We start from the raw sequence: 11,552 nt of genomic DNA, 5'->3' as shown, positions 1-11,552 counted from the left end.
GCCGTGTGCACTCCTGTCGTATCGTCAGAGCTCGGGGCGAACCGAGGTCAGACCTGGTCCTTCGCGTCCTGGTCGCCCTTGTTCAGCACGTCGGAGGTGTTCTGGCCCTCCTGGCCCGCGCTCTGCAAGGTGGTGTTGAGCTGCTGGATCAGGTCGCTCAGGTTCTTGGTCGGCGCGGTGACCTGGGACTTGTACTGCTTGCCGAGGTCGTCGTCGCCGGCCGCCTTGTCGTTGTTCTGGCTGACCCAGGTGACCTTCTCCTGCATCTCGTCCAGCTTCTGCGTCATGAGCGGGAAGTTCTTCGCGAAGGTGGCTTTGAGGTCACTGAGCGCGGTGAGCTTCTCAGCCACGGAACTCCTCCTGACGCTGGCGGTTGCGCCGGGCCTGCTCCTCGTCGAAGCCCGGCCGCATCGAGCGCAACGGGGCCAGCAGCTCGTCCAGTTCGGTGCCGTCGGTCATCGAGGCCCGCAGCGCCTCGCCGATCCCGCGGAAGGAGCTCATCGACGACATGACCCGGTCGCCGATCTCGGCGCGCGCCTCGTTCAGCAGGTCGGTGAGCAGAGCGCCCAGCTGGGCGGGGGCCATCGAGCGGTAGGCGGTGCTGTTGAAGGTCAGCGAGACCACCTGGCCCTGTGCTCCGACCTTCGCGGTGACCATCCGGTCCTTGGAGGTCACCGTGGCGGTGGCGGACTGGAGTTCCCTGGCTGTCTCGGCCATCCTGGTCTGCTGCTCCTGCAGCTCGGCCATCGCCTGCTCGATCTGTTCGGTGAGCGAGGACGTCATCGCCGGTACCTCCGTGTTCTCGGGTGGCCTGCTCCGGACCCTTCGGGCGTCGGGCCCGAGCAGGTCGGCCTGTGGTCGTCACTGACTCCTACGGACGGGCGGACCCCCGAGGTTCGAGCCCTCGGAGGTCCGCCCCGTAGCGGTCGACCACGCGGCCGCTCAGCGACCGATCACCCCGGTCACCGCGCCGGAGTCGGTGCCCCAGACCTCCTCGTCCTCGCTGAGCCAGGTGGTGCGCTGCCGCTCCTGCCCGCCCTGGCCGGCCTGCCCGCCCGCCCCGGCGCCCATGCCGCCCATCGGGGGCATCATCGAGCCGCCGCCGGTGGTCGCCACCGAACGGCCCGTCAGCTCGGCCTCCTCGGCCGCGGCTTCGGCGGCGGCCTGCTCGCCGTTGAGCGCGCCCGGCTCCTCCCCGAGCGCCCCCGGTGCGCCGCTCTCGTCCCCCGAGACGACCGTGCTGGGGAGCCGGCCACCGGTGCCGATGGTCGGCGGGCCCAGGGCGGTCGTCCCACCGCCGCCGCCCGACAGCAGTCCCGAGCCACCGCCGAGTCCGCTGCCCGAGCTGCCGAAGGAATCGAGCGAGCCGCTGCCCAGGCCGCCCAGCCCGAGGTCGCCGGACGTGCCGAACCCGCCCAGCGTGAGCGGCGGCAGGTAGCTGCCGCCACCCGTGCCACCGCCGCCGAGCTGCAGCCCGCCGTTCGGCTGCGAGAACGCGTGCTCCTCGTCGGTGAGCAGCTGGTCCTGGGCGAGGACCGGCTTGCCGTTCGCGTCCAGGACGGTGCCGTCCTTGTCGATGGTGGAGCCCTTCGCGAGCACCACCGGGTTCCCGTTCGCGTCGAGCACCGGCTTGCCGTCCGGCCCGGTCACCGTGCCGTCGGCGTTGATCTTGGAACCGACCGGGACCTTGAAGTTGCCGCCGAGTCCGCCGGCTCCGCCGATGCCGATGGAGCCACCACCACCGGTCGAGCTCGGCTGGCCGACCGTGGTGCCCTGCGGCACGAAGCGCGGCTTGCCGTCCGGGCCGAGCAGCGGCTTGCCGTCGGGCCCGATCAGCTCGCCCTTGCTGTTGATCGTGGTGCCCGGCGGCACGAACTCCGGCTGGCCGTTCTTGTCGAGCAGCGGCTTGCCGTTCTTGTCGAGTAGCGGTGCCTGGCCGCCGCCACCGCCAAGACCCAGGTTGCCGTTCCCACCACCGCCGAGGCCCAGGTTGCCGTTCCCACCGCCGCCCGTCTTGGGCGGCGGGATGACGTCGTCCTTGTTCGGGCCCGGTGGCGGCACCACCGGCGGCGGCGTGCCACCGCCGGTGTCGCCACCACCGCCGGGCGGCGTGGTGCCCGACGGCGCCGACAGCGGGGGCACCACCAGCGTACGCATCGTGGCGGTGGTGGTCTGGAACTGGGTTTCCAGCGGCGTCATGTAGTTGCCGGCGATGATGTCGAGCACGCCGACGTAGTTCAGCCAGGTGCTCATGGCGGCCGCGTTCATCTCGGACCACCAGTTCGGATCAATCGACGGGCCGCCGCTGATCCAGGCGAAGTTGCCGTTGGCATCCGTGTGCACGGTCAGCTTGGCCACCGCCGCCTTGAAGGCGCTCAGGGAGGCGACGATCGGCGTGGCCTCCGTGGCGGTGGACGGCTCGAGGACGGTCCACGAGCCTTCCTGCTGCCCGGTCCACTTCGAGCCGGCGCTCGCCCCGTCCCGCCACTGCTGGAAATCAGTCCACAGCCCGGTCGCGGCAGTGTGCAGCGCTGCGCCGGCGTCGGTCATCGCCTGCGGAATGTTGATGAGGTCCGTGCTGCCGTTGGGCCCGGGCATTGGCATCGTCAACTGGGTGCGGAGCGAGTCGATCTGGCCCTGGAAGCTCTCCAGAACCCCCTTCAGCGCACCGGCGGCCGACCCCTGCAGGTCACTGTCGTCGGCGTCGATGTTCTTGAGCCAGCTCCCGACCACACCGCTCTGCGTGTCGAGCCAATTTTCAACGTTGGTCACCAGGGTGTGCGCCGCCGTGAAACTGAGCTCGCTCGCGGTGTCGTTGTCGATCTGCGCCGGTAGCGCCCCCAGGATCTGGCCAGGGCTGTTGAAGAAGTGCGTGTAGTTGCTTACCGCACCCGTTGTCCCGTCCCACGTGGTGTAGTCCAGCGTGGCGTAGAGAGCGGCGACGGTCTTGCCATTCTTGTTCACCCACGTCGCCCACAGGTCCGCCACCCCGAGATCACCGGAGCTGAGGGCTCTGTCCCACACAAGGTCGTGGCCGCCGATCCACGGCTTCGTCGGATCGGCGACCGTGCTCCGGTCCACGACCGCATCGGTCAACGTGGAGGGGGCCAAGGCCTTCAGCGCGTTCTCCCATTTGTAGGACGGGAGCGACCCACCGGTTGGCGGTTTGTATGGCGGATTGAAGTTGTCGGGTGGGTGTTGGTCGGGTGGGGGTTGGGGGGGAGTGCTCATACCGGACCTCCTGGCTTGCCTGTTTCTGCGTCGGGCGGCGTACCGCCGGTGGAGGAAGTGCCGCGCCCCCACCGGCGGTGGGCGTCAGCTACCCGCGCCGGGCGGGTTGACGGGAGGCACGGTCGACCCGCCCCCCAGGACGTCGCTCAGGAGCGACATCACCTGGGCTGCAGTGAGCGCGTCCGTCTCACCGTTGTGCAGCTTCCCCTTCGCGTCGATCATGTCCGCCGAGATCCCGTTCAAGGTCTTCCCCATGCCGGAGATCGCGCCGTAGAGATCGCCGCAGAAGGACTTGTACTTCGCGGCCAGCGCCGTTCCGACCACTCCGCTGCCCGGCAGCAGGGCGTCGAATCGAGTCGGGTCCGACTCCTTGCCCGCCTTCGCGTCACCGGTGGCGATGGTCTGGAGGTTGGCGATGTCGCGATTGCCGCCGGTCGTATCGTTGATGAACGCCTGGAAGTTCACCACGAAGCTCGTGAAGCCCGCGTCCGTCGCTACCAGCTTGGCCTCGCTCATCAGCGCTCAACTCCCTTACTGGCCGTAGCCCGCCGCTGCCGCGCCGTCGGCCCGCTTCATCGTCTCGTGCATCGAGTTGAGCGTGGCCGCGCTGCCCTGGAGGTCGGAGAGCATGCCGCTCTGCCGCTGCTGGATGACCTTGATGACCTCCTGGCAGGCGGTGGCGGCCGCACCCTGGAAGGCGTCGCTGTTGACGAACTGCTGCAGCTTTCCCGACAGTTCGGTCAGGTTGCTGTCCATGTTGGCCGCCGCCCTGTTCAGTTCGTCAGCGGCCTGGTCGATCGACTCGTGCTGGAGCTGGATGTCCGACGGCAGACCGTCACTGGATCCCATGGAATTTCTCCTTCGTTCTGTCTGCCGGTCAGCTGCCGGACTTGCCGGACAGGATGTTGGCGATGTCGTTGGAAGCGCCGCCGCCCCCGTGCACCTCCGCGAGCGCGTCCTCGTTGGCCTTGTCGAGGATCTGGGCGGTGCTGGAGGTGCTCTCGGTGAAGGCCCGGAAGGCCGTCATGATGGCGTTGTAGCCCGTGAGCCAGTCCGAGATCCGACCCTGGAAGGCGGTACTGGCCCCGGCGATCCAGCCCTTCTGGACCTCCTCGTTGATCCGCTCGACCAGCAGGTAGTCGAGCCGCATCTGCGTCGTGTAGTCCTCCAGCGTGGCGATCGCCTGCTGGAACGCCCCACTGTCCTTGCTCAGCATCGGTGTGCTCACCGCTGCTCCTCCCTTCGATCCGCCGGACCGCGGTTGGCCCGGAGACGCGTTACTCGGTTCAACGTCCCTGCTCCGCGGCGGGGTTCAGCCGCACGGCGAGGCGGCTGCGGCCGGTCCCACCACGCCGCCGCCGGTCAGCGCCGCCGGGTCCAGCCCCGGCCCGCTGGGCAGCAGGGCCAGCAGCGCCTGCGGCACCGGTTGGGCCGGCGCACCCGTGTACCCGAGCTGTTTGACGGCCGCGGCCGACGGCAGCGGGTACTTCACACCGTTCTCGGCCACCAGGTACTCGCTCGTCCCGGTGCCGGCCCCCGACAGCGCGCGGACCAGCGCGCCCGCGCCGGGGCGCACCGCGACCAGGTCGGCGGGCGCGCAGCCGGGAGCGACCCCGGGCTCGGCGTCCGGGGCCAGGCCGCCGAGGGCGGCGGCGGACAGCACGGTGACGGTGGTGACCGGGTTGCCGCCGGTGCCCGGCAGCAGGTCGGCGCAGACCGCCTGCGCCGGGCCCGGGTTGACCAGCGCGGGCGGCGTGCTGGGCAGGCCGGTGGGCAGGCCGGGGCCGGGGGCGGTGTGCGCCGCGAGGTCGTCGGGGCCGATCGGCGCGGGGTCGCCCGCCGCGCCGGCGTAGGCCTGGCTCTGGGTGCGCGGGTCACCGCGCAACAGGTCGTACTGGAGCGTGGTGAGCGGTGTCAGGCCGGCGGACATCAGCACGTAGTGGCCGCCGCTGGGGTCGGTGAAGAGCTGGCCGAGCCGGGTGGGCCTGGCCGCCAGCGTCGGGCCCGGGGTGCCGCGCCCCGGGATGTCGGGGGCGGCCAGGTCGGGGCCGACCGGCAGCGTGTCGAGCAGGGCGGCGGTGACCGGGAACGCGGCCGCGGTCGGGTAGCCGAGCGCCTGCAGCGCGTCGTTCTGGCGGTCCACCCGCAGCCGGCGGCCCTGCCAGAGCAGGTAGCTGTTGCCGTCCGGGGCGGCGACCAGCGTCCCCTGATCGGCCGTCAGCGCGGTGCCCTGGTCCACCGGGGCGATGCTGAGGGCGAGTTGGGGCTTGCCGCCGGTCGCGGGGGCCACCGCGGGCTGCTGCACCCCGCAGGCCAGCCAGGCGCCCCGGACCAGTTCGTCCGCCGTCGGCAGCGCGTCCGGCGCGCCGACCAGGCCCACCGGGGCGCCGCGCCGGGCGCCGCTCAGCGAGGCCTCGCTGACCTGCTGGAGCGACATCTGGTCACCCGCCAGCAGCTTGGCGCTGGCCTCGTTGAGCACCGGGTGCAGTTGCCCGCCCGCGTAGAGGTAGCGCGCGCCGCTCTCCTTGACCATCACCAGCGCGCCCGGCTTCTGCCAGCCGACGCTGCCACCGGGCTTCATCAGCCCGTAGACGGTCACCACCAGGGCGATCAGCACGCCGAGCAGAAGGCCGGTCATGGCGCCTCTGGTGGTACGCCCGGTGGGGGTGTCCGGCGTGTCGGGCTCGGCCCGCAGCATGCCGGAGGCGAGCCTGCTCATCACGAACAGGTGCGCCTGCACCTGGTCGCGTCGGGACTGCATCCTGCTTCTCCTCCTGGTTCGGCCCTACTCAACGCTCAACCAACCGGTGGAGCTCAGCCGTTCATCGCCCGCAGGGCGTGGTACAGACCGCAGGCGAGCAGCGCCAGCGGCAGCAGCGCGATCGCGCTCAGGGTGTGCAGGATGTCCGCCAACCGCCCCCAGTACGGCAGCAGCCGCCGCCCCGGCACCGTCCACGCCACCACCAGCAGCGCCGCGCTCAGCGCCAGCAGCGCGCCCAGCAGCAGCAGGTGACCGCCGGCCTGCTGGGCAACGGCCAGCCTGGCGAGCAGCAGCGCCACGCCGTACACCCCCGGCAGCAGCACGGTCAGCCGTTGGCGGATGCTGCCGATCGCCCGGCCGTGCAGCAGGAGCAGCACGCTCAGCGCGGTTGCCTGCGCCGGAGCCGCCCAGCCGCGGGTGAAGGCGAGCAGGCTCAGGCAGAGGGCGCAGACCACGCTGATCGCCGCGTACAGCGCCATCAGGTAGTCGTCCGCGATCAGGCTGCGGCTCAGCACCGCGGGGGCCGCGAACGGCTCGATGTTCTCCTGCAGTTCGTCGGCGTTGCGCGGCAGCATCGGCAGCCGCAGGCCGGAGAGCCGGAAGGCCAGTGAGGGGACGAACGAGCCGATCAGCACGGCGGCCACCGCGATCACGGCCACCAGCTGATCCAGTGCCAGTCCGCCCAGCACCAGCGCGCCGCCCAGCACCCCCAGCACCGCGACCAGCACCAGCCCGAGGAAGAGCGGCGCCGAGCCGCCGACCGCCGCCAGGGCCAGCACCGCCGCACCCGCCGCCGCCGAGGCCGCCGCCAGCACCCGGGCACCGAGCAGCACGTCGCCGCTCGGCCCGCCGGGCAGCAGCAGCCCGGCCAGCGCCAGGTAGGGAACGGCGGCGGCGCCCAGCGCGGTGCCCGCGCCCGGGTCGGCCATCGCCCGGGCGGCGCTGGCGGCCCCGAGCAGCAGCAGCACCGCCGTGGCGGCGGCCGCCGCCACGCGCGGACCGGTCGCGCCGGGCAGGGCCAGCAGCACCCAGCCGCCGGCCAGCGCCAGCATGGTCAGCGCGAGCGCCAGCCGGTGGGTCAGCGCGGGCCGCCAGCTGTCGCCGCGCTCGTTCATGCCGGTGGCCACGCCGTCCACCAGGTCGTCGAAGTGCACCGGCGGCAGGGCCTCGCGGCGCGGGCGCAGGTAGAGCGTGTCGCCGTCGTGCAGCTTGAGCGCCTCGGTGCTCTGCTCCTCGTCCAGCGGCTCCCCGCCGAGCCGCTGGAGCACCCAGCCGCCGTGCTCCAGGCCTGCCTCCGCCAGTTCCTCGCCCGCGTGGCCGAGCACGGCCGGCAGCAGGTCGGCCAGCGGCACGTCGGACGGGACGGCCAGTTCGAACGCTGTGCCCGGTGCGTTGAACCTCAACCGGCACAGCCCGGCGACGGCACTGCTGTTCACGCGACTCCCCATCCACGATCGGCCTCTTCCCGGTCTACGGACCCGGCCGCCGAAAGCGTTCACCGGTCGGCTGAACCCGTCCCGCCCCACCGTCCGTCACCCCGAAGGGACGCAGGCGTGAGTGAGGAGCCCTTAGGTGAGCGTGGTCCTGGTCAACCGAACGCCGCGGCGCCCGGGGCCCGAGATGCCGGACGGCGAGGTCCAGCTGCAGGAGCCGCCGGTGCTGCCGGAGAAGCAGAGCGGCATGGCGAGCGTGATCAGCATGGCGCCGATGGCGCTCGGCTCGCTCTCCATGGTCTTCATGTTCCTGCGCCCGGGTGGCGAGGGCGGCGGTGCGATGAGCTACGTCGGCATCGGCATGATGGCGCTCTCCTCCATCGGCATGCTGGTCACCCAGCTGATCCGCGGCTCCAGCGACCGCAAGCAGTTGCTGCGCGCCGAGCGCCGCGACTACCTGCGCTACCTCGCGCAGGTCCGCCGCCAGGTGCGCAAGTCGATCGTCAAGCAGCAGGCGGCGCTGGCCTGGCGGCACCCGGAGCCGGGCGAGCTGGCCTCGCTGGTGGGCACCACCCGGCTCTGGGAGCGGCGGGCCACCCACCCGGACTTCAGCGACGTGCGGCTCGGCCTGGGCCCGCAGCGGCTGTCCACCCCGCTCGCGCCGCTGGCCACCAAGCCGGTGGAGGACCTGGAGCCGCTCTGCGCGCACGCGCTGCGCCGCTTCATCCACGCCTACGGCACCGTGGACGCCCTGCCGATCGCGATCCACCTGCGCGGCTTCGCCCAACTGCTGCTGCGTGCCGACGAGCTGGCGCAGGGCCGGGCCCTGGTGCGGGCGATGCTGGCCCAACTCGCGGTGGTGCACGGCCCGGACGAGCTGCGGGTCGCGATCGTGGTGGACCCCGAGCGGCGCGGTGAGTGGGAGTGGGCCAAGTGGCTGCCGCACGCGCTGCACCCCACCGAGAGCGACGGCGCCGGACCGGTCCGGCTGGTGGCGAGCAGCCTGGTCGAGGCCGAGCAGCTGCTCGGCGAGGAGTTCACCGGCCGCCCGCCCTACGAGCCGGACGCCGTGCCGGACCGCGACGAGCCGTTCACCGTCCTGGTGCTGGACGGCCCCGGGGCGCACCCGGGCAGCCGGGCCGCGCTGACCGGCTACCGCAACACCGTGCTGATCGACCTCGCCGAGAGCCTGGAGTGGCGCCCGTCCCGTGCCACCCTGCGGCTGCGGATCGCCGAGGGGAAGCTGGCGATGATCGGCGCGGACCGCAACCGCAAGGACGTGGTCACCGATCTGGGCCGCCCGGACGCGCTGACCGTGCGCGAGGCCGACCGGCTGGCCGTGCGGCTGGCCCGCTACCGGATCAGCGACGCGGTGGAGGCCGCCGAGCCGCTGGCCACCGACTTCGACCTGACCGCGCTGCTCGGCATCCCGGACCTCAACGCGCTGGACGTGCCCGCGCTCTGGGCGCAGCGCGGCATCCCGCAGCGGCTGCGGGTGCCGCTGGGCCTGGGGCCGGACGGGCGTCCGGTGGACCTGGACCTCAAGGAGTCCGCGCAGGGCGGCATGGGCCCGCACGGCATGCTGATCGGCGCCACCGGCTCCGGCAAGTCCGAGCTGCTGCGCACCCTGGTGCTGGCGCTGGCCATGACGCACTCCTCCGAGGTGCTCAACTTCGTGCTGGTCGACTTCAAGGGCGGCGCGACCTTCCTCGGCCTGGACGCGCTGCCGCACACCTCCGCCGTGATCACCAACCTGGCCGACGAGGCGGCGCTGGTGGACCGGATGCGCGACGCGCTGCACGGCGAGATGGTCCGCCGCCAGGAGCTGCTGCGCGCGGCCGGCAACTACTCCTCCCTGCTCGACTACGAGACCGCCCGGGAGGCCGGCACCCCGCTGCAACCGATGCCGGTGCTCTTCGTGGTGGTCGACGAGTTCAGTGAACTGCTGGCCGCGCACCGCGACTTCATGGAACTGTTCGTCATGATCGGGCGGCTCGGCCGCTCGCTCGGGGTCCATCTGCTGCTGGCCTCGCAGCGGTTGGACGAGGGCCGGATGAACGCCCTGGAGTCCCACCTGTCCTACCGGATCGGTCTGCGCACCTTCTCCGCGATGGAGAGCCGCGGCGTGCTGGGCGTCCCGGACGCCTACCAGCTGCCCTCGCAGCCCGGCAACGGCTTCCTGCGCAGTGACACCTCCACCCTGACCCGGTTCAAGGCCGCCTACGTCTCCGGCCCCTACCGGCCCAAGCGCCGCGCCACCCAGCAGGCCGTCGTGGCCGGGCAGGTGGTGGCCTACGGCACCGGATACGTGACGCCGCGTCAACTCCCGGCCGTGGTCGAGGAACCGGTCGAGGAGGAGTCGGCCGGCTCGCTGCTGGCGATCGCCGCCGCCAAGCTCTACGACGTCGGCCCGCCGGCCTACCGGGTCTGGCTGCCGCCGCTGGACGTGCCGCCCACGCTGGACGAGTTGCTGCCACCGCTCACCCCGCACCCCGAGCGCGGCCTGACCACCGAGTCGGGGGCGCACGGTTCGCTCACCGTCCCGGTCGGCGTGGTGGACCGCCCGTTCCAGCAGCTGCGCGACCTGATGACCGCCGACCTGTCGGGGGCCGGCGGTCACGTCGGCATCGCGGGCGCCCCGCAGAGCGGTAAGAGCACCCTGCTGCGGACCCTGATCACCGGCCTCGCGCTCACCCACACCCCGCGCGAAGTCCAGTTCTACTGCCTGGACTTCGGCGGTGGCACGCTCTCCACCCTGCGTGGCCTGCCGCATCTGGGCGGGGTCACCGGCCGGCACGACGGCGAGCGGGTGCTGCGCACCGTCGCCGAGGTCAACGGCATCATCACCCGGCGGGAGAAGTACTTCGCCGAGCTGGGCATCGACTCGGTGTCCAACTTCCGCCGCCGCAAGGCCGCCGGCGAACTGACCGAGGACCCGCACGGCGACGTCTTCCTGGTGATCGACGGCTGGAACACGCTGCGCCAGGAGTTCACCGACCTGGTGCCGCACCTCACCCTGATCTCCCAGCGCGGCATCAACTACGGCGTGCACCTGATGATCGCCACCACCCGCTGGGGCGAGATCGCCGGCGGCCTGCGCGACCAGTTGCAGACCCGGTTCGAGCTGCGGCTGGGCGACCCGGTCGACTCGGTGATCAACATGCGGGCGGCCGGCAAGGTGCCCAAGGTGCCGGGCCGCGGTCTGACCGACGAGCAACTGCACTTCCTGACCGCGCTCCCACGGCTGGACGGCTCGGGCCGCACCGACGACCTCGCCGAGGGCATCGCCGACCTGGTGGACGTCGTGGCCGCGCACTGGACCGGGCCGCGCGCGCCCGTGGTGCGGATGCTGCCGCTCACCCTGGACGCCGCCGAACTGCCGTCCCCCGAAGGGCGACTGCGGGTGCCGATCGGCGTGGACGACGCCGAGATCGCGCCGCTCTGGCACGACTTCGAGGAGAACCCGCACCTGCTGGTGGTCGGCGACAGCGAGTCCGGCAAGACCAACCTGATGAAGCTGATGGTCCAGTCCATCACCCGGGGCTACACACCCGCCGAGGCCCGGATCATGGTGGTCGACTACCGGCGCGAGCTGTACGACGTGGTGCCCAAGGAGTACCAGCTCGGCTACGCGGTCGCCGTCGACATGCTGCGCCAGATCGTGGACGGTGCGGCGCGCGCGATGAAGAACCGGATCCCGGCCGCCGACATCAGCCCCGCCAGGCTCAAGCTGCGCGACTGGTGGGAGGGACCCGAACTGTTCATCCTGGTCGACGACTACGACCTGGTCGCGGCCGGCTCGGGCAGCCACCCGTTCGCACCGGTCCTCGACGACCTGGCCCAGGGCGCCGAGATCGGCCTGCACCTGATCGTGGCACGCGGCGCCAACGGGATCGGCCGGGCGCTGAACGACCCGCTGCTGCGCAAGCTCCAGGAGGTCAACTCGCCCGCACTGCTGCTCTCCTGCCCGCCCTCGGAGGGGCACCTGTTCGGCAACATCAAACCGCGCCAGCTGCCCACCGGACGCGGCCTCTACATCACCCGGCGGCGCACCGTGCAGGTGCAGACCGGGCACCTGGGCAAGGGCGGTGAACCGCCGGAGCTGACGGGCCCGTAGTCCCGACGGG

General features: G+C 72.1%; 9 protein-coding genes. 1 reads left to right on the top strand and 8 read right to left on the bottom strand.

All coding sequences use genetic code 11. The features are described from left to right. Positions 1 to 47: 47 nt before the first annotated feature. From OG403_RS28535 to eccD, 8 genes are all read right to left on the bottom strand, one after another. Positions 48 to 350 carry a hypothetical protein gene (locus tag OG403_RS28535; protein ID WP_329569259.1) on the bottom strand — a complete coding sequence of 101 codons (303 nt, stop codon included), beginning with the start codon at positions 348 to 350 and terminating at the stop codon, positions 48 to 50. Beyond that, positions 343 to 783: a YbaB/EbfC family nucleoid-associated protein gene (locus tag OG403_RS28530; protein ID WP_329569257.1), complete on the bottom strand. Its 441-nt coding sequence runs from the start codon at positions 781 to 783 to the stop codon at positions 343 to 345. Before OG403_RS28530 ends, OG403_RS28535 begins: the two co-directional genes overlap by 8 nt. A gap of 159 nt (positions 784 to 942) precedes the next feature. Next, entirely contained in the window at positions 943 to 2,964 is a 2,022-nt protein-coding gene (locus OG403_RS28525) for a hypothetical protein (RefSeq protein ID WP_329569255.1), read from the bottom strand. 351 nt (positions 2,965 to 3,315) lie between these two features. Then, positions 3,316 to 3,747: a hypothetical protein gene (locus OG403_RS28520; protein ID WP_329569253.1), complete on the bottom strand. Its 432-nt coding sequence runs from the start codon at positions 3,745 to 3,747 to the stop codon at positions 3,316 to 3,318. Positions 3,748 to 3,762: 15 nt separating this feature from the next. Further along, the gene (locus OG403_RS28515) at positions 3,763 to 4,080 is read right to left on the bottom strand and encodes a WXG100 family type VII secretion target (protein WP_329569252.1); all 318 of its coding nucleotides are present in this window, start codon (positions 4,078 to 4,080) and stop codon (positions 3,763 to 3,765) included. Positions 4,081 to 4,108: 28 nt separating this feature from the next. Further along, positions 4,109 to 4,459, bottom strand: a complete 351-nt coding sequence (locus tag OG403_RS28510; RefSeq protein ID WP_329569250.1) for a hypothetical protein — start codon at positions 4,457 to 4,459, stop codon at positions 4,109 to 4,111. Positions 4,460 to 4,543: 84 nt separating this feature from the next. Then, positions 4,544 to 5,992, bottom strand: coding sequence for a type VII secretion protein EccB (gene eccB / locus OG403_RS28505; RefSeq protein ID WP_329569248.1), 1,449 nt, complete (start codon positions 5,990 to 5,992; stop codon positions 4,544 to 4,546). 53 nt (positions 5,993 to 6,045) lie between these two features. Continuing rightward, positions 6,046 to 7,428, bottom strand: coding sequence for a type VII secretion integral membrane protein EccD (gene eccD / locus OG403_RS28500; RefSeq protein ID WP_329569245.1), 1,383 nt, complete (start codon positions 7,426 to 7,428; stop codon positions 6,046 to 6,048). Positions 7,429 to 7,564: 136 nt separating this feature from the next. Between eccD and eccCa the strand changes: the two genes are divergently transcribed. Beyond that, positions 7,565 to 11,542 carry a type VII secretion protein EccCa gene (gene eccCa, locus OG403_RS28495; RefSeq protein ID WP_442911004.1) on the top strand — a complete coding sequence of 1,326 codons (3,978 nt, stop codon included), beginning with the start codon at positions 7,565 to 7,567 and terminating at the stop codon, positions 11,540 to 11,542. The last annotated feature ends 10 nt before the right edge of the window (positions 11,543 to 11,552 follow it).

It is taken from the genome of Kitasatospora sp. NBC_01266, assembly GCF_036242395.1.
Lineage (GTDB): Bacteria > Actinomycetota > Actinomycetes > Streptomycetales > Streptomycetaceae > Kitasatospora.
Note: the sequence above shows the minus strand (reverse complement) of the source record. Positions and strands in the feature narration are given on the sequence as shown.

Coding starts and splice junctions, on each gene's coding strand:
- OG403_RS28520 (WP_329569253.1), bottom strand. CDS start 3,747: ATGAGCGAGGCCAAGCTGGTAGCGACGGACGCGGGCTTCACGAGCTTC.
- OG403_RS28515 (WP_329569252.1), bottom strand. CDS start 4,080: ATGGGATCCAGTGACGGTCTGCCGTCGGACATCCAGCTCCAGCACGAG.
- OG403_RS28530 (WP_329569257.1), bottom strand. CDS start 783: ATGACGTCCTCGCTCACCGAACAGATCGAGCAGGCGATGGCCGAGCTG.
- eccB (WP_329569248.1), bottom strand. CDS start 5,992: ATGCAGTCCCGACGCGACCAGGTGCAGGCGCACCTGTTCGTGATGAGC.